Below are 20104 nucleotides of genomic sequence, written 5' to 3'. Positions count from 1 at the left end.
ACTTCTCAGGCGGCCTGCCTGAGATTAGCGATCAGGCTGCGCAGTTCCGAGGCCTTGGGCTTGACCAGCCAGAAGTGGTGCAGCCAGGTGTCGAAGTGCTCCAGGATCTCCCGGCCCCAGTCGCTCTCGGTCTCGGCGACGTACTCGCGCAGCAGGTCTTCCAGGTAGTTGCGGTGGGCCTCCATGTACTCGGTGTCGAGCCGGTGCATGTCGATCAACTCGTTGTTCATGCGGTCCACGAAGCCGTTGTCCTGGTCCAGCACGAAGGCGAAGCCGCCGGTCATGCCGGCGCCGAAGTTCACGCCGGTGGGGCCGAGCACCACCATGACGCCGCCGGTCATGTATTCGCAGCCGTGGTCGCCCACGCCTTCCACTACGGCGATGGCACCGGAATTGCGCACGCCGAAGCGCTCGCCGGCCAGACCCGCGGCAAACAGCTTGCCGCCGGTGGCGCCGTACAGGCAGGTGTTGCCGATGATGGTGGTCTCCTGGCTCTTGAAGCGGCTGTCCCGGGGCGGACGGATCACCAGCTTGCCAGCCGCCATGCCCTTGCCCACGTAGTCGTTGGCATCGCCTTCCAGAACCATGTGCAGGCCACCGGCGTTCCACACGCCGAAGCTCTGGCCCGCCGTGCCCTTGAAGCGCACGGTGATGGGGGCGTCGGACATGCCGTAGTTGCCGTGTCGCAGGGCGATCTCGCCGGATACCCGGGCACCGATGGAGCGCTGGGTGTTGCGGATCTCGTAGCTGAACTCGCCGCCGGCCTTGCCTTCGATGGCGGACAGCATGTCGGCCACCATCTGCTCGGCCAGCTCGCCCTTGTCGAAGGGCGCGTTGTGGGGCTCCACGCAGAAGCGCGGCTTGTCCGCCGGCACGCCGCCGTCGGAGAGGATGGCGTCCAGGTTCAGGCCCTGCTGCTTGCCGGTCTCGCCGGGCAGGCGCTCCAGCAGATCGGTGCGCCCGATCAGGTCGGTCAGCGACTTCACCCCCAGCGAGGCCATCCACTCCCGGGTCTCCCGGGCCACGAACTGGAAGTAGTGCATGACCATCTCGGGCAGGCCGATGAAGTGGTTCATGCGCAGCACGTTGTCCTGAGTGGCCACGCCGGTGGCGCAGTTGTTCAGGTGGCAGATGCGCAGGTACTTGCAGCCCAGGGCCACCATGGGGCCGGTGCCGAAGCCGAAGCTCTCGGCGCCGAGGATGGCCGCCTTGATCACGTCCAGGCCGGTCTTGAGACCGCCGTCGGTCTGCAGGCGCACCTTGTCGCGCAGGTCATTGGCGCGCAGGGTTACCTGGGCCTCGGACAGGCCCAGCTCCCAGGGGGTGCCGGCGTACTTCACCGAGGTGAGCGGGCTCGCGCCGGTGCCGCCGTCGTAACCGGAGATGGTGATCAGGTCCGCATAGGCCTTGGCCACGCCCGCGGCCACGGTGCCGACACCGGCCTCTGAGACCAGCTTCACGGACACCAGGGCCTTGGGGTTGACCTGCTTCAGGTCGAAGATCAGCTGCGCCAGGTCCTCGATGGAGTAGATGTCGTGGTGCGGCGGCGGCGAGATGAGCGCAACACCCGGGCTGGAGTAGCGCAGCTCGGCGATCATGTTGTTCACCTTGTGGCCGGGCAGCTGGCCGCCCTCGCCGGGCTTGGCGCCCTGGGCGATCTTGATCTGCAGCACCTCGGCGTTGACCAGGTAGTGGGGCGTGACGCCGAAGCGGCCGGAGGCCACCTGCTTGATCTTGGACATGCGCTCGGTGCCGTAGCGCTCCACGGCCTCGCCGCCCTCGCCGGAGTTGGAGCGCCCGCCCAGACGGTTCATGGCGATGGCCAGGGCCTCGTGAGCCTCGGGGGAAAGCGCGCCCAGGCTCATGCCCGCGGAATCGAAGCGGGTGAGGATCTGCTCGATGGGCTCCACCTGGTCGAGCGGGATGGCGGCCATGTCGTCGCGCACCTTGAACAGGTCGCGCAGCACGGTCACCGGGCGCTCGTTCACCAGACGGGCGTATTCCTTGTAGGCGTTGTAGTCGCCGGTCTGCACCGCCTTGTGCAGGGTCTGGATCACGTCCGGGTTGTAGGCGTGATACTCGCCGCCGTGCACGTACTTGAGCAGGCCGCCCTGGCGCAGGGGCTTGCGGCGGTTCCAGGCCTCGGCGGCCAGGCGCTTCTGGTCGTCTTCCAGGTCGCCGAAGCCGGCGCCCTGGATGCGGCTCACGCTGTCCTTGAAGCACAGGTCCACCACCGCGTCGTCGAGACCCACGATCTCGAACAGCTGCGCGCCACGGTAGGAGGCGATGGTGGAGATACCCATCTTGGAAATGATCTTGAACAGGCCCTTGTTGATGCCCTTGCGGTAGTTCTGCGCCAGCTTGTCGGCGGGGACCTCGCTGATCTCCTTGCTGTCCACCATGCCCTGCAGGGACTCGTAGGCGAGGTAGGGGAACACGGCGGTGGCGCCGTAGCCGATGAGCACGGCGAAGTGGTGCGGGTCGCGCACCGTGTCGGTCTCCACCACGATGTTGGTGTCGCAGCGCAGGCCTTCACTGATCAGGCGGTGGTGCACCGCGCCGGTGGCCAGCAGGGCGTGCATGGGCAGACGATCCTGGCGGATCTCCCGGTCAGAGAGGACCAGGATCACGGTGCCGTCGCGCACCGCGGTCACGGCCTGGTCGCAGACGGTGCGGATCGCAGCCTCGAGACCCTGGGCGGGGTCGTAGTTCAGGTCGATGAGCGTGGAACGGTATTCATCACCGTTCAGGGCGCGCAGCTCCTGGAATTTCTCTTCGGACAGCACCGGGGAATCCACCAGCAGGCGCGCGGCGTGTTCCGGGGTCTCCTCGAACAGGTTGCGTTCCCGGCCCAGGCAGGTCTCCAGGGACATGACGATCTGCTCGCGCAGCGGGTCGATGGGCGGGTTGGTGACCTGGGCGAACTGCTGGCGGAAGTAGTCATAGAGCGAGCGCTCGGTGCGCGAGAGCACCGGCATGGGGGTGTCGTCGCCCATGGAGCCCACGGCCTCCTGGCCGGCCTCGGCCAGCACGCGCAGCACCTGGTCGCGCTCCTCGAAGGACACGCCGAACAGCTTTTCGTACACGTCCAGCTGCACGCTGCCCATGGGGGCACGCATCAGGGTCTGGTCGGAAAGCTGCGCCTTGAGGTGCCTGGCCTGGGCGCGCAGCCACTGCCGGTAGGGCTGGCGCTGGCTGTTGATGCGGTCGATCTCGTCGGGCAGCAGCAGCTTGCCGGTGGAGGTGTCCACGGCAAGCATCTGGCCCGGCTTGAGCCGGCCCTTGGCCACCACGGAGGCCGGGTCGTAGTCGTACACGCCGATCTCCGAGGCCAGGGTGATGTGGCGGTCATCGGTGATCACGTAGCGGGCCGGGCGCAGGCCGTTGCGGTCCAGGGTGCAGGCGGCATAGCGGCCGTCGGTGAGCACGATGCCGGCGGGGCCGTCCCAGGGCTCCATGTGCATGGAGTTGTATTCGTAGAAGGCGCGCAGGTCCGGATCCATGTGGGTGACGTTCTGCCAGGCCGGCGGGATCAGCAGACGCATGGCGCGGAACAGGTCCACGCCGCCGGCCAGCAGCACTTCCAGCATGTTGTCCAGGCTCTGGGAGTCGGAGCCCTCCATGTTCACCAGGGGCTGCAGCTCGGAGAGCTTGGGCAGGTTCGGAGAGGCGAACTTGTGGGCCCGGGCCAGGGCCCAGTTGCGGTTGCCCCGCACGGTGTTGATCTCGCCGTTGTGGGCCAGGAAACGGAACGGCTGGGCCAGGCGCCACTGGGGCCAGGTGTTGGTGGAGAAGCGCTGGTGGAACACGCAGATGGCGGTCTCCAGGCGCGGGTCGTTCAGGTCCTGGTAGAACACCGGCAGGTTTTCCGGCATCACCAGGCCCTTGTAGGAGACCACCTGGGCGGACAGGGTCGGCACGTAGAACACCGGGTCGTTCTTGAGCGCGACCTCGGTGCGGCGGCGGGCGATGAACAGGGCGCGCTCGAAGGCGGCGGCATCCATGTCCGCGCCGGCATTGACGAACACCTGCTCGATCACGGGCAGGGTCTTGAGTGCCTCGACGCCGCAGGCGGACTGGTCGGTGGGCACCACGCGCCAGCCGGCCACGCCCAGGCCCTCGGCCTCGAGATTCCGGTTCAGGGTGTCCCGGGCGGTTTGGGCCAGGGCGGGGTCGGTGTTCAGGAACACGATGCCGGTGGCGTACTGGCCGCCCAGTTCAAAGCCCGCCTCCCGGGCGATCTCGCGCAGGAAGGTATCGGGTTTCTTCATCAGCAGGCCGCAGCCGTCACCGGTCTTGCCGTCGGCGGCGATGGCACCACGGTGGGTCAGGCGGGCCAGGGCCTTGATGGCGGTATCCACCACCCAGTGGCTGGGCTTGTCGTCCATGTGCGCGATCAGGCCGAAGCCGCAGTTGTCGCGTTCGAACTCGGGGCGGTACAGACCGCCAGGGGTTGCGCTCATGTTGGTCACCGATGGATCTCCCACGCGCGTATCCCGGGATGCAAAAGCCCCGGGATGACGGATTTCGACTGTTTCGAGAGGCCGGCTCAAAAAGCCACGGCCAAAAGGATCGACAGTATAGAGGGGCGAAGGGGGTGGTTCAAATAAGTAGCAAGTGGCGAGTGGTTAGTGGCAAGGAAAAACCACAAATCTATCAGGCTTTCTGCGTTTCCTTGCCACTCGCCACTTGAGACTTGCCACTGTCCCAGGCCTGCGTCAGCGGGCCTGGGACATCGCCTGCTGGATGGAGCCGAACGTGCGTACCCAGGGCTGGTTGCGGCGCACCTCCGCGGGGAGGGTGGCGATGGCGGCCCGCGCGGCGTCGGCGTCGGGGTAGCTGCCCACCACCAGCACATACCAGTCGGCGCCGTTGCGCTGGGTGCGGAACCAGGCCACATCGCCTTGCAGGGCCTGATCCCGGGCATAGTTGCGCAGGGCCTGCAGCTCGCTCAGGCCGAGGACCTGGATGGTGTAGCGGCCGGCGGGCTGTTCGCGTAGCCAGGTGGCATCCAGCAGGCCGGTGGGCCTGGGGGCCGGTGCCGGAGCAGGCGCGGCAGGGGCAGGCGCGGCGGGGGGCGGTGCCGGGGCTGCGGGGGGGCTGGAAGGTGGCGTCTGCGGTGCGGGCTGCAGCGGTGCGCTGGCAGGGGCTTCGGGCGTTGCTTCCGCGACCGGGGGCGGGACGGATTCCGGCTCCGGTTCGGCCATCGGGGCGGGTTCCTCAATGGGCGGTTCGGGCAGTGCGGGCGGCGGCGGGGGCGTTACCAGGGGGCGGGGTTCGGGCAGTACCAGCAGTTCCCGGGTCTCCAGGGCGTCGTCGCCGTCGGAGCCGAGGATGTTGATGACGGTGATGACCATGCCCACCAGCACCACGGCGGCCACCGCCGGCACGAACCAGCGCTGCTTCCACGGCGGCGTCGCGGCTGTCTGCGCCATCGGGCCGGCGCCTGCGGTGCCCGTCGCGCCCAGCTGCAGGAGGGCGCGGTTGGCGGCGGCATTGATGCTCAGGGGCAGTCCGCCGCTTTCCAGGTGGATCGCCTGGGCCTGCTCGCCGGACAGCATGTCCGGGTTGTCGGCGCCGGCCACCTGGAGCCGGTGGCGCAGGTAGGCCTCGGTCTGCTCGCGGGTCAGGGGGCGTAGTTGCACGCTGATGTGAGCCTCGCTGGGCTGGTCGCCGGCGTTGGCCTGTTCCAGCAGCAGTTCCAGGCGCGGCTCACCCACCAGCAGGATGCCCGGCGCGTGATCGCACAGGGTGTGGGTCTGGCGGCGCAGCTTGAGCAGTTCGGCCAGCGCGCCGGATTCGATGTGGTGGGCGTCGTCGATGACCAGCACCGGCCGCTTGCTACCCTGCGCGATGGCACACAGCATTTCGGCCAGGGGTGTCTCCTCGTCGGAGTCGGTGCGTTCGCCCCAGAACTGGCGGATGGTGTAGTCGATGGCAGCGAAGCTGGTGCCCGGGCGGGCCTTGAAGGCGCAGAAGTCCAGGGTCTCGGCGCTCCGGGAGAGCAGACGCAGCAGCTGGGTGCTCTTGCCGGCGCCCAGGTCACCCTTGAACACCAGCAGGTTGTCGTCCTTGTGCAGGTGGTCGAGCAGCACACCCAGGGGCATGTCCAGGGCCGGGTCGGTGTAGAGGAAGGTGTCGCCGGCGACGGCGTCGAAGGGCTGTTGTTCCAGCCCGTGCCGCAGCAGGCAGTCCATGGGAAGGGGCGCGGTGTGAATCGACTCGGCGGACTGCGTCATGTCAGGGTCTCGGGATGGAACAGGCGGGCGTGTTCGGCGATGGCAAAGCGGTCGGTCATGCCGGCGATGTAGTCGGCCACGGCCCGGGCGCGGCCTGCCTGTCCGTGGGACTCGGCCCTGCGGCTGACCTCTTGCTGGTGTTCGGGGGGCAGCAGAGCGATGTCCTCCAGGTAGGCGGTGAACAGGCGCCGGATCAGTTCGGCGGCCTTGCCGGTCATGTGCCGGACCCGTTCGTGGCGGTACAGATGCTCGCGCAGGAAGCGCTTGAGTTCAAGGCTGTCGGCGCGCATTTGTGGACTGAAGCCGATCAATGCCTCGGCCTGCAGGCGCACTTCATCGGGGCTCTTCGGTGAGGCGGCCTCGATGCGCGCGCGGCTGGTGTTGACCAGGTCGCCGACCAGTTCATTGATCATGCGCCGGATGATCTCGTGGCGCAGGCGCTTGGCGTCCAGGGCGGGGTGTTCGCGATTCACCGCATCGTACTGGCGCCGGAACAGTCGGGTGTCGAGCAGCTGCTCGAGCGTGATGAGTCCGGCGCGCAGGCCATCATCCACGTCATGGTTGTTGTAGGCGATCTCGTCGGCCAGGTTGGTGAGCTGGGCCTCGAGACCTGGCTCGCGTTTGTGGATGAAGCGTTCGCCCACGTCGCCCAGGGTGTACGCGATGCGCAGGTTGCAGTGCTTGAGAATACCCTCGCGGGTCTCGAAGGTGAGATTCAGTCCATCGAAACTGGCATAGCGCCGTTCCAGTTCGTCCACCACGCGCAGGGACTGGAGGTTGTGCTCGAAGCCGCCGTAGTCGGCCATGCACGTGTTGAGCGCGTCCTGACCCGCGTGGCCGAAGGGTGTGTGCCCCATGTCGTGGGCCAGGGCGATGGCCTCGGTAAGGTCCTCGTTCAGATGCAGTACCCGGGCGATGGAGCGGGCGATCTGCGCCACTTCCAGGGAGTGGGTCAGGCGGGTGCGGAACAGGTCGCCCTCATGATTGACGAATACCTGGGTCTTGTATTCCAGACGGCGGAAGGCGGTGGAGTGAATGATGCGGTCCCGGTCGCGCTGGTATTCGCTGCGGTACTGGGGCGGGGGTTCCGGATGGCGACGCCCTCGGCTGGTGGCGTCGCTGGCGGCGTAGGGGGCGAGGGTCCTGTCATCCATGTGGGAAGTGAGAAGTAGGAAGTGGGAGGTGGGAAGAATTTCGCACTTCTCAATTCCCACTTCCTACCTGATTCAGCGTGGCGTCCAGGGCCGCTGGATCGAAATCGGCGGTAACCACCGCCTCGCCGATGCCGCGCAACAGTACCAGGCGTAGCTGGCCGTCCAGGACCTTCTTGTCCACGGACATGAGTTCCGCGAAACGCTCCGCGGTGATCTCGGGAGGCGGCTCGACCGGCAAGCCTGCCCTGGCGATCAGCGCCTCGGTGCGATGCAGATCCTCCGCATCCAGCCAGCCCAGGCGCCGGGACATGCGCGCGGCCATGACCATGCCCGTGGCCACGCCCTCGCCATGCAGCCACACACCATAGCCCATGCCGGTCTCGATGGCGTGGCCGAAGGTATGGCCCAGGTTGAGGATGGCGCGGCGTCCGCCTTCCCGCTCGTCCTCGGCCACCACCTGGGCCTTGTCATGGCAGGAGCGGTGAATGGCATAGGCCAGGGCCTCGGGGTCGCGGGCCAGCAGGCGGTCCATGTTTGCTTCCAGCCAGTCGAAGAACGGCCGGTCGCAGATCAGCCCGTACTTGATGACCTCGGCAATGCCGGCACGCAGTTCCCGGTCCGGCAGGGTGTCCAGGGTGTCGGTGTCGATCACCACGCAGCGGGGCTGGTGGAAGGCGCCGATCATGTTCTTGCCCAGCGGATGGTTGACGCCGGTCTTGCCACCCACGGAGGAGTCCACCTGGGAAAGCAGGGTGGTGGGCACCTGGATGAAGTCCACACCCCGCTGATAGCTGGCCGCGGCAAAGCCGGTGATGTCGCCGATCACGCCGCCGCCCAGGGCCACCAGGGTCGCCTTGCGGTCGAAGCGAGCCTCGAGCAGGGCGGTATAGACCTGATTGAGGGTCTCCATGGTCTTGTATTCCTCCCCGTCGGGCAGGATGACCGCCTCCACTCGGAAGTCACCCAAAGTGCGCTTGAGGCGGTCCAGGTAGAGGGGGGCGACGGTCTCATTAGTGACGATCATCACCCGCTTGCCACGGATGCGCGGCGCGAAGCGGGTCGGATCGTCCAGCAGGCCACGGCCGATGTGGATGGGGTAGCTGCGGTCGCCGAGTTCTACGGTGAGGGTCTGCATGGGCAGGCTGGATCAGACAGGATGGACAGGATTGTCCAAGATTAACAGGATTTGACCGGGTTGGCTGGCGAAACAGGGGTTGTTTCACCCCTTCAGCCGTCGCCCTGTGGTTCTGTGTTGCTGTCGTCCTGTGGAATACTGTCCTTGTTATTCATGCGGTAGTACCGCGAGATCTCCTGCACCACTTTGCGGATGGAATCCCGGTCGGTATCCACGGTCAGCTCTGCGATCTCCCGGTACAGGGGGTCGCGGATGCGCATGAGCTCCTCCAGCCGGGCGCGGGGGTTTTCCGTCTGCAGCAGAGGCCTGTTGCGGTCCCGGGCAGTGCGGCGCAACTGGGTCTTGACAGAAGTCTTCAGGTAAACCACCAGGCCGCAGTCCCTGAGCAGGGCGCGATTCTGCGGCCGCATCACCGCGCCGCCGCCGGTGGCCAGCACGATGCCCTGCTCGGTGCACAACTCCTCGAGCATGGCGGACTCCCGGTTGCGGAAACCCTCTTCACCCTCGAATTCGAAGATGGTGGGGATATCCACCCCGGTGCGCTTCTCGATCTCCTTGTCGCTGTCCCGGAAGGGCAGGTGCAGGGCAGCGGCCAGCTGGCGTCCGATGGTGGACTTGCCAGCGCCCATGGGGCCGATGAGGATGATGTTGCTGGTCTGGGTCATGGTTTCAAAACACGACGCCCGCCGAGTGGCGGGCGTCGTGGTTCATCAGGCGTTGCCGATTCTCAACGGTTGAGGGCCGTCTCCTCGATTACCTTCGGGGTCACGAAGATCAGCAGTTCCGCCTTGCGGGTGGATTTGCCGGTGCGTCGGAACAGGTGGCGGATGCCAGGCAGATCGCCAAAGAAGGGCACCTTCTCCAGGGTCTCCAGACTGTCGATCTCGTAGACACCGCCCAGCACCACGGTCTCGCCATTGCGCACGAACACCTGGGTCTCCACCTCGCGGGTTTCGATGGAGGGGGTGCCCTGCACCACCAGCGTGCCCGGGTTGTCTTTGTTCACCCTGATATTGAGGATGATGTTGCCGTTGGGGGTGATCTGAGGGGTGACCTCCGTGGCCAGCACAGCCTCGATGAACTGTACCGCTGTGGCGCCGCTTGAGGTGGCCTCCTGGTAGGGGATGCGCTCACCCTGCTGAATGCGGGCGGTCTGGCCGTTGGCGGTGATCACCCGCGGGCTGGAGATGATCTCGCCGCGGCCTTCCACTTGCAGTGCGGAGATCTCCAGGTCCAGCAGCACGTCGGGACGCAGGATGGACAGGGCGATGCTGCCGGCGCTGGGTGAGATGACGGGAAGGTTGGTGTTCAGGCGGTTCAATAGACTCAATTCGTCACCCCGGATCATCTCCGTGGTACCCGACAGGTTGCCGGTGGTGAAGGTCTGGGTCCGCCCGGTCTGCCCCACGCCGGTCACGCCAAAGCGGGCGCCCAGGTCACGGGCGAAATCATCGCTGGCGATCACGATGCGGGTCTCGATCAGCACCTGCTGGACTGGAATGTCGAGCCGGTCGATCAGACGACGGATATCTGCCAACTTGGCCTCGGTGTCCTGCACCAGCAGAGTGTTGGTGCGGTTGTCCACAGTCAGGCTGCCGCGATCGGACAGGAAGGTGGTGCGGTCACTTCTGATGATGGAAGCGACGTCATCTGCACGGGCGTAGTTCACCTGGATGAACTCAGCACGCAGCGGGGCCAGTTCTTCCACCTGCTTGCGGCTTTCCATTTCCAGCTTCTCCCGGGCGGCAATCTCTTCCGTGGGGGCGACAAAGATCACATTGCCGGCCTCACGCATGCCCAGGCCCTTGGAGCGCAGGATGATGTCCAGGGCCTGGTCCCAGGGTACGTTGCGCAGGCGCAGGGTGATGTTGCCGGTGACCGAGTCGCTCACCACCACGTTCAGGTCGGTGAAATCGGCGATCAACTGCAGCACCGAGCGAACCTCGATGTCCTGGAAGTTCAGGGACAGGCGTTCGCCTGTGTAGGTGAATCGGTCGCGCTGAATCTCCTCGGCCTCGGCCTCGGTGATCGGCTTGACTTCCAGGACATAACGGTTTTCCACCTGGTAGGAGAGGGTGTCGTATCTGCCCGTGGCAGCCACGACCATGCGAACCCGGTCGGACTCTCGAATTGTATCGATGGTCTGCACCGGGGTCGCGAAGTCGATCACGTCCAGACGGCGCTCCAGGTCCTCGGGCAGGCCGGTACGCAGGAAGTTGAGCTCGATGCGGCCCGCCTGCTCACGGACATCCACGCGGGTCCTGGGATCGGTGAGGTGCACCACGACCCGACCCTCACCCTCGGCGCCGCGGCGGAAGTCCACGTTGCTGATTCGGATCTCGCCGGTAGCCGCTCGGGCAGTGGCCGCAGCAGCGGTCTGGGTCGCTGTGGCGGCAGGGGCGCCGGCATCAGGCGACAGGGTCAGTACCAGTTCGTTGCCGCGCACCTGGGTCTCGAACGCCATCATGCGCACCAGATTGACCACCACGCGGGTGCGGTCGCGGGCTTCCGCGGTGGAGATGGAGCGTGCCAGCCCGACACCGATGTCCTGGTTGCGCTGGGCCAGTCCGATACGGGTGTCAGGAAAGTCCAGGGCGATGCGCGCCGGGTTGTCGATGGTGAAGCTGGTCGGCTCTCCCGGCTGGCTGGCAAAGCCCATGGTCACCTGGAGCCGGTCACCCGGCAGGGTGGTGTAGGTGATGCGCTCGAGCACGTTGCCCTGGGCCAGTGCCGGGCTGCTGATGGCTGCCAGCAGCAGACACAGCGCGAAGAAGGTGATGGTGTTGCGCATCAGGCCCGTGCCAGATGCCTTCACAGGCGTCCGGTTGCGGTGGGGGAGGCAGGTGAGTGTCGCCAGTCTCATAACGTCGGTTCCTCGTTTCTTATTCGCTGAGCGCAACGGAGCCGGCTCGCTCCATGTATCCGCCGAAGCCGTCCGGGACGATCTCGGTCAGATCGACACCGCTTTCACTGATTCGGGTGATGCGTCCATGGTTCTGTCCCATGTAATTGCCCTGGGTGACCCGCTGGATGGTGCGATCCGGCGTGCGGATCAGCGCCCAGGTGGTGCCATCCTGCTGCAGAGTGCCCACCATGCGCAGGGTGTCCAGGGGGAAGTTTTCCAGGTATTCCTGGGGTCTGTTCGGGTCGATGCTGATCGTGCTGGTGGAAACCGGCCTCTGCGGTGCCGCGCGGGTGATGATCACAGAGGCGTCGAAGGGATCCCGTTCATGCCCCGGATAGACGAAGACCTCCTGGGGCTGGACCTCGGGAATCGGCTCGATACGTCCACCGGGGCGGGCCTTGGTCTGTTCCACGTACTGTTGCAGATCGTTCATGCCGCTGCCGCAGCCGGTCAGGGAGGCCACCAGCAGCACGGTTGCGGAGATGGCAACGCCCAGTCGCGTCGCGTAGGCGGTTGACGCGGTATGAAGATCAGCCATCGGTCTCATCCAGGTAGCGGTAGGTCTTGGCGGTGGCTTCCATGGTCAGCCGGGTGCCGTCCTGTGTAGGGCGGATCACCACGTCGTGCAGGGTCACGATGCGCGGCAGGCTGGCTACGCCGCTGGTGAATTCGGCCATCTGTTCGTAGCTACCATGCATGCGCAGCTGTATGGGGGCTTCGGCATAGAAGCCGCGGCGCTGTTCGGCCTGGGGGCGGAACAGGTCGATCTCCAGGCCGCTGGCCAATGCTGTCTGGGAGATGTCGACCAGCAGGCTGGGGATCTCGGTGCGGCTCGGCAACTGGCGCAGCATGGTGCCGAAGGTGCGCTGCATTTCCTCCAGCTGATCCTTGTAGGCCTGCAGGTTGGCGGCGCGGCGCTGGCGGGTCTCGAAGGTCTGGCGCAGCTGGGTTTCCTGGGCCTGTACCCGGTCCAGTTGTTCCAGCTGGTCCTTGATGACGAACCAGTACCCGACGCCCAGGATGGCGATGACCACGATGGCAATGGCAATCCCTTTGACCGCGGCTGGGGCCGTGCCAATGGTCTTGAGGTCAATGTTGTTCAGATCCTGGAGGTTCACGACGCCCCCTCTTCGTTGTCCTTCTTGGGTGTAGCCTGGCGTACGTTGAGGACGAAGTCCCTGATGCGGGTGCCTTGGGATGGTCTGAAGTAGTTGTGTATTTCTGGCTGACTTCAGCCCCTGCCGATTTTAAAAGCGGCAAATCGATCAAAAACGCTCAGATCACCCGCTTATTTCTGTGTTTTTAGCCGCCGCGAGCACCTCGCGGCAGCCATTTTCCACATTACAGGCGCACCTCTCCTGCATTCGCCAGTAAATGTCGGCGCGCCATCCACAGGTTCGACAGAGCGAACAGTGTCACCAGTTGCGCCGTGTTTTTGGCCAAGCCGCGAAAGCGCACCTTGGTGTAACCGAACTGGCGCTTGATTACCCGGAACGGATGCTCGACCTTGGCGCGCACCTGAGCCTTGGCCTTTTCAATCTTGCGCTTGGCTTTGTACAGCACGCTGCGCTTATCGAGTTTTTTGTAGGTGCTGCGGCGTGCCGCCACCTGCCAGATAACTTCACGTCCTTCATGCTCGGGCCGCTTTTCGACACCGGTGTAGCCTGCATCGGCGCAGACCACGTTTTCGTCGCCATGCAGCAATTTGTCCACCTGGGTGACATCCGCCACATTGGCCGCCGTGCCCACTACGCTGTGCACCAGACCCGATTCGTCATCGGCGCCGATGTGGGCCTTCATGCCAAAATAATACTGGTTTCCCTTCTTGGTCTGGTGCATTTCCGGGTCGCGCTTGCCGTCCTTGTTCTTGGTCGAACTGGGCGCATTGATCAGCGTTGCATCGACGATGGTGCCCTGGCGCAGCGACAGGCCGCGGTCGCCCAGATAGCCATTGATGACAGCGAGGATGCCGGCCGCCAGCTCGTGTTTCTCCAGCAAGCGGCGGAAGTTGAGAATGGTGGTTTCGTCGGGGATGCGCTCCAGGTTCAGCCCGGCAAACTGGCGCAGGATCGTGGTTTCGTACAGCGCTTCCTCCATCGCTGGATCGCTGTAGCCGAACCAGTTCTGCAGCAGATGCACACGCAGCATCGCCATCAACGGGTAGGCCGGACGGCCACCTTCACCCTTCGGATAATGTGGCTCGATCAAAGCAATCAAGCCCTTCCACGGCACCACCCGATCCATCTCGATCAGGAACAACTCCTTGCGGGTTTGCTTGCGCTTGCCAGCGTACTCGGCGTCGGCGAAGGTCATCTGCTTCATCGGGAAACTCGGTGGGTGGGGTCGCGGTATTTTGCCAAATCAGAAAGTCTTTTTCAGAGTTTCCCTTGCTGTTCCCGGGTTTCGATCACCTGAAGGCTGGGCTCCCCGAACCAGGGGGATGCCTCCAGGTTGCGCATCATGGCGGAGATGCGTGCGTTGGACTCAGCCCGGCCGCGCAGCGTCAGGTTGTTGCCGCGCTGCTCTATGGCGGTGTAGAAGGTGCCGTCGGGCAACTGCACCACCAGCTCGTCGAACAACCTGACCACCACCGGGCGGCTGCTCTGCAGCTCCTGGATGATGGTCATGCGGTCGATCAGCGCCTTCTTGGTGGCTTCAAGGTCGCGGATCTCGGCGATCTGGCGGTCGAGAATGCGGATCTCGTTCTGCAGGAAGGCATTGCGTGCCTGCTGATGCTCGATCAGACCATTGACATGGATATGACCCAGAAATACGGCCAGCGCGGCGACCGCGGCGGCGACGCCCGCGAGGATGCCGAATTCCTTCTGCTGTTCCTTGCGCCGCTGTGCGCGCCACGGGAGCAGGTTGATATGGGACATCAGTCGAAGCTCCTCATGGCCAGGCCGCAGGCGATCATGAGCGAGGGGGCATCATTGCCGAGTCGCTGCGGGTTGACGCGGGTACTCAGGGACATGCGCCCGAAGGGGTTGGCGATCAGGGTGCGGGTGCCGAGCCGCGATTCGATCAGTTCGTCCACGCCGGGGATCGCGGCGCAGCCTCCGGCGAGTACGATCTGATCCACGTGGTTGTGCTGGCTGGCGGCGTAGAAGAACTGCAGGAAACGACCCACCTGCTGCACCATGGTGTCCTTGAAGGGTTCCAGCACCTCGGGGGCGTAGTTGTCCGGCAGGCCGCCCTCCTTCTTGGCCAGGCCGGCCTCGTCATAGGACAGGCCGTAGCGGCGCATGATCTCCTCGGTGAGCTGCTTGCCACCGAAGGTCTGTTCGCGGGTGTAGATGAGCTTGCTGTCGCTGAGGATGTTGATGCTGGTCATGGTGGCGCCGATGTCGATCACCGCCACGGTGCCCGTCGCGTCCACATCCTCCATCTGCGCGAGCAGCAGGGGGTAGGTGTGCTCGATGGCATAGGCCTCGACATCCATGACCACGGGTTCCAGGCCGGCCAGTTCGGCGGCGCTTACCCGCAGCTCCACGTTTTCACTGCGGGAGGCGGAGAGCAGGACGTCCACGGTCTCGGGGTTCTTGGCACTGGGGCCCAGCACCTCGAAATCCAGGTTGACCTCTTCCAGGGCGTAGGGGATGTACTGATCCGCCTCGATCTGGATCTGGCCTTCCATCTCATCCTCCTTGATGGAGGCGGGCATGGTGATCACCTTGGTGATCACGGCGGAGGAGGGTACGGCCATGGCGCAGGTGCGGGTCTTGCTCCCGGAACGCTTGTGGGCCTTCTTGATGGCATCGCCCACGGCCTCGGGTTCCTGGATGTTCTTTTCCACCACGGCGTTGGCCGGCAGCGGCTCAACGGCGTAGCTTTCAACCCGGTATTTGCCGCCGGACTGGCTGAGTTCCACCAGCTTGACCGAGGTCGAGCTGATGTCGATGCCCAGCAAGGGCGGCTTCTTGCGGCTGAACCCTATCACGGCGCTCCCTTTCTCTTCTGGCCCGGCCAGATCCGGGGGATATCTCGTTCGGTCGCGGGGCTGGACCCCGGCGCTTGAGACACTCCGGGCAGGGCGTCGTTTGCTACGAATCGCCGTGCGCGTGATGGTGTCGAGAGATTCCCTGTCGTTATGTCGTTATTCTTTGCGGCTAGGTATAACTTATATTTTTTCTAGATACTAGTCCCAACCCCATAAAAATACTAGCTTATATTTGTGCAAAATCTGGCCGACTTCCCACTTGTCCTGAGCAACGGTATCATTTGACCGACATCATGCCCCTTCGCGGCCCTGCGGCCCTGTCCTCATCATGCGCTTTGTTCTGAATGTTCTCCGCTGGGGTGTGACTACCCTGTTCGCCCTGTTCTTCGTCGGCGTGCTGGTGGTAGCCGGTGCCTATCTATATGTAGCCCCGGACATGCCCGAGGTGGACAGTCTGCGTGAGGTTCGGCTGCAGGTTCCCCTGCGGGTCTTCAGTCAGGACGGCCTCATGATCGCCGAGTATGGCGAGCAGCGCCGTGAGCCCCTGCGCCTGGAGGACATGCCCGAGCCCCTGGTCCAGGCCTTTCTGGCCGCCGAGGATGACCGTTTCTACCGCCACCCCGGGGTGGATTATCACGGCCTGCTGCGGGCGGCGGTGAATCTGATCACCACCGGCGAGAAGACCCAGGGCGGCAGCACCATCACCATGCAGCTGGCGCGCAACTTCTTCCTGACCCGCGACCGCACCTATACCCGCAAGATCACCGAGATCTTCCTCTCCTTCCGTATCGAGCGCGAGCTCAGCAAGGACGAGATCCTCGAGCTGTACCTGAACAAGATTTACCTCGGTCAGCGGGCCTACGGGGTCGGCGCCGCAGCTCAGGTCTATTACGGCGTCCCGGTCGCTGAGCTCAGCCTGGACCAGATGGCCACCATCGCCGGCCTGCCCAAGGCGCCATCCACCACCAACCCGGTGACCAGCCCGCGGCGCGCCGAGATACGGCGCAACTATGTCCTCGGGCGCATGCGCGATCTGGGCATGATCGACGAGGAGACCTTCGCCGAGGCGCGCGCCAGGCCGGTGGTGGCCCGCCTGCACAACCCGGTGGTGCAACTGGAGGCCGCCTATGTGGGCGAGATGGTGCGTCAGGAGATGCTGGCTCGCTTTGGCGAGGCTGCCTACACCGAGGGTTTCCGCGTCCACACGACCCTGGACAGCCGCCTGCAGCGCACTGCCAACAACGCCCTGCGCAACGGCCTGATGGAGTACGACCGCCGCCATGGCTATCGCGGCCCGGAGGCGCGTATTGACCTGTCCGAGCATGCCGATGACGCCGCCCTGGACAGGGTGCTGGGCCAGGTGGCGCGGGTCGGTGGCCGGCTCTGGCCGGGGGTCGTGACCCGGGTGACTGCCGAGACTGCGGAGGTCTACCTGGGCTCGGGCAGTCGGGTGCCCCTGAACCTGGAGGCGGTGTCCTGGGCGCGTCCCTATATTGATGTATCCCGTACGGGACCCGTGCCGGAACGGGTGAGCGACGTGCTCAGCGCCGGTGACCTGGTGCGGGTGGAGCGTCAGGGGGATGTGTCATGGCGCCTGGCCCAGATGCCCGTTGTGGGTGGCGCCCTGGTGTCCCTGGACCCCCGGGACGGCTCCATCATCGCCCTGGTGGGGGGCTACGACTTCTTCCAGGCCAGTTTCAACCGTGCCGTGCAGGCCTCGCGTCAGCCGGGTTCCGCCTTCAAGCCCTTCATCTATTCCGCAGCCCTGGAGCGCGGCTATTCGCCGGCGAGCCTGATCAACGACGCCCCGGTGGTGTTCGAGGATCCCGCCCTGGAGGATACCTGGAGGCCCACCAATTACAGCGGCCGCTTCTATGGCCCCACCCGCCTGCGAGAGGCCCTGACCGAATCGCGCAACCTGGTCTCCATCCGGCTGCTGCATGCCATCGGGGTGCGTTATGCCCACGATTACGTCTCCAGCCGTTTTGGCCTGGATCCTTCCCGCCATCCGCGGGACCTGTCCCTGGCCCTGGGCAGCGGTGCCGTCACGCCTCTGGAGATGACCGCCGCGTATGCGGTGTTTGCCAACGGCGGCTATCGTATCGAACCCTGGTTCATCGAGCGTATCGAGGGACCCGATGGCGAGATCCTGGAACAGGCCAACCCGATCCGGGTCTGCGAGGCCCCCTGCGAACCACAACAGCGGGCCGAATTGCAGGTGGCGGCCATGGGGGCGGGCGAGGTCGCCGAGCCGCTGGTGGCCGATGAGTTGCGGGTGGCGGAGAGGGTGCTTTCACCCGCCAATGCCTACCAGATGGTGAGCATGATGCGCGACGTGATCCAGGACGGGACCGCGCGCCGTGCCCGGGCCCTGGCCCGTGAGGACATCGCCGGCAAGACCGGCACCACCAACGATCTGCGCGACGCCTGGTTCAGCGGCTTCAATGGGGAGGTGGTGACCACCGCCTGGGTCGGCTTTGACGACAACTCGCCGCTGGGTCCCCGGGAGTCCGGGGGCGCGACCGCCCTGCCCATGTGGATCGAATACATGCGCGAGGCCCTGTCAGGCCGTCCTTTGCGCGTCATGGATGAGCCCGAGGGTATGGTGACGGTACGCATCGATGCCGAGACCGGTGGCCTGGCCACCGCCCGAACCCGGCGCGCCCTGTTTGAGACCTTCACGCCCGAACAGGTACCGGAGGCGCAGGACGGCGTGCCCGCGCCCGCTGGCGAGATGCCTGGGGCCGGGCAGGACGAAGTACGCCCCGAGTTCCTGTTCTGAGCCCCGCGTCAACTCGCATTCTGCCGCATCGACGCATACGTCGCATGGTGATCCCCGCCGTTCGCGGGGTAGACTGAACCGGGATTTCCCCGGTATCCGGAGTCGTTCCATGTCCACCAATGATCTCAGAGTACGCCAGCTCATCATGGAGGAGGCGGCGCGCATCATCCTGGACGAAGGTGTGGCCGATTACGGGCTTGCCAAGCGCAAGGCCGCCGAGCGACTGGGCGCCGGGCAGACTCGCAACCTGCCGCGCAACGTGGAGATCGAGGAGGCGGTGCATGCCCGCCAGCGGCTGTTCGAGGACGATGCCAGCCGCGAGGCGCTGACACGGCTGCGCGAGGCGGCTGTGCAGGCCATGGAACTGCTGGCCCCGTTCGAGCCGCGCCTGGTGGGGCCGGTGCTGGAGGGTCTGGTCAACGGGCGCGAAGAGATCACCCTGCACCTGTTCGCCGACAGCGTGGAGGAGGTGATCTTCCACCTGGAGGATCGGGGTATCCGCTGGCGCGGTGACGAACGTCGCATGCGTTCGGGACAGGGTTACGTGTTCTACCCGGTGATTGCCTTCTCCGGCCCGGGTGCCGACGTGGAGGCCGTGGTGTTCCCCGTCAAGGGCATCCGCCAGGCGCCGCCCAGTCCGGTGGATGGCAAGCCCATGCGCCGGGCGGGGATCAAGGAGGTCAGGGGGCTGCTGGGAAGTGAGAAGTGTGAATTGGGAAGTGGGAATTGAAAGCCTTCACTTCGCACCTCCCAATTCACACTTCTTACTTTTAACTTCCTACTTCATACCGGCCTTGTGCACCTCATCCACCAGGGCCGCGACCTTCTCCGGGTCGATGCCCGGGTGGATGCCGTGGCCCAGATTGAAGACATGGCCGCTGCCGGGGCCGAAGTCCTCGACCACCTTGCGGGCGGCTGCGCGCACGCGCTCGGCGGAGGCGTAGAGTACCGCCGGATCCAGGTTGCCCTGCAGCGCCACCCGGTCGCCGACGCGCCGGCGCGCCTCGCCGATGTTCACCGTCCAGTCCAGTCCCAGGGCGTCGCAGCCGGTTTCCGCCATGACCTCCAGCCAGGCGCCGCCGCCCTTGGTGAACAGGGTCACGGGCACGCGCCGACCCTCGTGCTCCCGGGTCAGTCCCGCCACGATGCGCTGCATGTAGGCGAGTGAGAACTCCCGGTAGCCCTCGGGGGTCAGGCTGCCGCCCCAGGTGTCGAACACCATCACCGCCTGGGCGCCGGCGGCGATCTGTGCGTTCAGGTACACGGTGACCGCCTCGGCCAGCACCCCCAGCAGGTGGTGCAGGGTGGACGGATCGTCGTAGAGCATGCCCTTGATGCGGGCGAATTCCTTGGAAGAACCGCCTTCCACCATGTAGGTGGCCAGGGTCCAGGGGCTGCCGGAGAAGCCGATCAGGGGCACCCGTCCGTCCAGTTCGCGGCGGATCAAGCGCACCGCGTCGGTGACGTAGCGCAGTTCAGTCTCGGGATCGGGCACGCCCAGGGCGCGAATGGCGGCGGCGTCCTGTACCGGGCGCTCGAAGCGCGGGCCTTCCCCTTCGGAGAAATACAGGCCCAGGCCCATGGCGTCGGGGATGGTGAGGATGTCGGAGAACAGGATGGCCGCATCCAGGGGGAAGCGCTCCAGGGGCTGAAGCGTGACCTCGCAGGCCATCTCCGGGCTCTGGCACAGATCCATGAAGCTGCCCGCCCGGGCCCGGGTGGCCCGGTACTCGGGCAGATAACGGCCCGCCTGACGCATGATCCACACGGGCGTGGTGTCCACGGGTTCGCGCAACAGGGCACGCAGCAGGCGATCGTTTTTCAGTTCATTCATAACGTCAGTAGCCAGTGGCTGGTCTCAAGTGGCAAGGAACAGCCTTGTGACCCCGGATATTCGGGAGGGCAAGGAAGTGGTTTTGCCATGCAACTAGCCACTTGCCACTTGCCAC

The 20104-nt window shown here is 65.4% G+C and carries 14 protein-coding genes; 2 read left to right on the top strand and 12 right to left on the bottom strand.

Annotated features, from left to right (window positions below; translation table 11 throughout):
* Nucleotides 1–5 precede the first annotated feature (5 nt).
* The 11 genes from gltB to TGR7_RS15155 all read right to left on the bottom strand — a co-directional run bounded on the left by gltB (nucleotide 6) and on the right by TGR7_RS15155 (nucleotide 15373).
* Complete coding sequence (gltB, locus tag TGR7_RS15205; protein ID WP_012639565.1) at nucleotides 6–4463, bottom strand: glutamate synthase large subunit; 4458 nt, start codon at nucleotides 4461–4463, stop codon at nucleotides 6–8.
* Between the two features lie 255 nt (nucleotides 4464–4718).
* Nucleotides 4719–6239, bottom strand: a complete 1521-nt coding sequence (locus tag TGR7_RS15200; protein ID WP_012639564.1) for an AAA family ATPase — start codon at nucleotides 6237–6239, stop codon at nucleotides 4719–4721.
* Nucleotides 6236–7393, bottom strand: a complete 1158-nt coding sequence (locus TGR7_RS15195; RefSeq protein WP_012639563.1) for a deoxyguanosinetriphosphate triphosphohydrolase — start codon at nucleotides 7391–7393, stop codon at nucleotides 6236–6238. The genes TGR7_RS15200 and TGR7_RS15195 overlap by 4 nt, the downstream gene beginning before the upstream one ends.
* Before the next feature lie 49 nt (nucleotides 7394–7442).
* Entirely contained in the window at nucleotides 7443–8528 is a 1086-nt protein-coding gene (gene aroB / locus TGR7_RS15190; protein ID WP_012639562.1) for a 3-dehydroquinate synthase, read from the bottom strand.
* A 92-nt stretch (nucleotides 8529–8620) separates the two neighbouring features.
* Nucleotides 8621–9193 (bottom strand): shikimate kinase AroK, encoded by a 573-nt coding sequence (aroK, locus tag TGR7_RS15185; protein ID WP_012639561.1) that lies wholly within the window; start codon nucleotides 9191–9193, stop codon nucleotides 8621–8623.
* Between the two features lie 62 nt (nucleotides 9194–9255).
* Nucleotides 9256–11319 carry a type IV pilus secretin PilQ gene (locus TGR7_RS15180; protein WP_041442017.1) on the bottom strand — a complete coding sequence of 688 codons (2064 nt, stop codon included), beginning with the start codon at nucleotides 11317–11319 and terminating at the stop codon, nucleotides 9256–9258.
* A 91-nt stretch (nucleotides 11320–11410) separates the two neighbouring features.
* Nucleotides 11411–11971, bottom strand: coding sequence for a pilus assembly protein PilP (locus TGR7_RS15175; RefSeq protein WP_012639559.1), 561 nt, complete (start codon nucleotides 11969–11971; stop codon nucleotides 11411–11413).
* Nucleotides 11964–12551, bottom strand: a complete 588-nt coding sequence (locus tag TGR7_RS15170) for a type IV pilus inner membrane component PilO (protein WP_012639558.1) — start codon at nucleotides 12549–12551, stop codon at nucleotides 11964–11966. Before TGR7_RS15170 ends, TGR7_RS15175 begins: the two co-directional genes overlap by 8 nt.
* Nucleotides 12552–12774: 223 nt before the next feature.
* Nucleotides 12775–13755 carry an IS5-like element IS1384 family transposase gene (locus TGR7_RS15165; protein WP_012637023.1) on the bottom strand — a complete coding sequence of 327 codons (981 nt, stop codon included), beginning with the start codon at nucleotides 13753–13755 and terminating at the stop codon, nucleotides 12775–12777.
* 53 nt (nucleotides 13756–13808) lie between these two features.
* Nucleotides 13809–14312: a PilN domain-containing protein gene (locus tag TGR7_RS15160; RefSeq protein ID WP_012639557.1), complete on the bottom strand. Its 504-nt coding sequence runs from the start codon at nucleotides 14310–14312 to the stop codon at nucleotides 13809–13811.
* Nucleotides 14312–15373, bottom strand: coding sequence for a pilus assembly protein PilM (locus TGR7_RS15155; RefSeq protein ID WP_012639556.1), 1062 nt, complete (start codon nucleotides 15371–15373; stop codon nucleotides 14312–14314). The genes TGR7_RS15160 and TGR7_RS15155 overlap by 1 nt, the downstream gene beginning before the upstream one ends.
* A gap of 328 nt (nucleotides 15374–15701) precedes the next feature.
* Between TGR7_RS15155 and TGR7_RS15150 the strand changes: the two genes are divergently transcribed.
* Together TGR7_RS15150 and TGR7_RS15145 are read left to right on the top strand one after the other, a co-directional pair.
* On the top strand, nucleotides 15702–18155 hold the full coding sequence (locus tag TGR7_RS15150) for a penicillin-binding protein 1A (RefSeq protein WP_012639555.1): 2454 nt from the start codon (nucleotides 15702–15704) through the stop codon (nucleotides 18153–18155).
* A 109-nt stretch (nucleotides 18156–18264) separates the two neighbouring features.
* A complete protein-coding gene (locus TGR7_RS15145; RefSeq protein ID WP_012639554.1) occupies nucleotides 18265–18885 on the top strand; it encodes a hypothetical protein in 621 nt (206 codons plus the stop codon).
* Between the two features lie 48 nt (nucleotides 18886–18933).
* Here TGR7_RS15145 and hemE read toward each other — a convergent pair whose 3' ends face one another.
* The gene (hemE, locus tag TGR7_RS15140; protein ID WP_012639553.1) at nucleotides 18934–19989 is read right to left on the bottom strand and encodes a uroporphyrinogen decarboxylase; all 1056 of its coding nucleotides are present in this window, start codon (nucleotides 19987–19989) and stop codon (nucleotides 18934–18936) included.
* Between the last annotated feature and the right edge of the window lie 115 nt (nucleotides 19990–20104).

This window comes from Thioalkalivibrio sulfidiphilus HL-EbGr7, assembly GCF_000021985.1.
In the GTDB taxonomy this organism is placed as follows: domain Bacteria; phylum Pseudomonadota; class Gammaproteobacteria; order Ectothiorhodospirales; family Ectothiorhodospiraceae; genus Thioalkalivibrio_A; species Thioalkalivibrio_A sulfidiphilus.
This window is presented reverse-complemented; position numbering and strand designations above follow the sequence as displayed.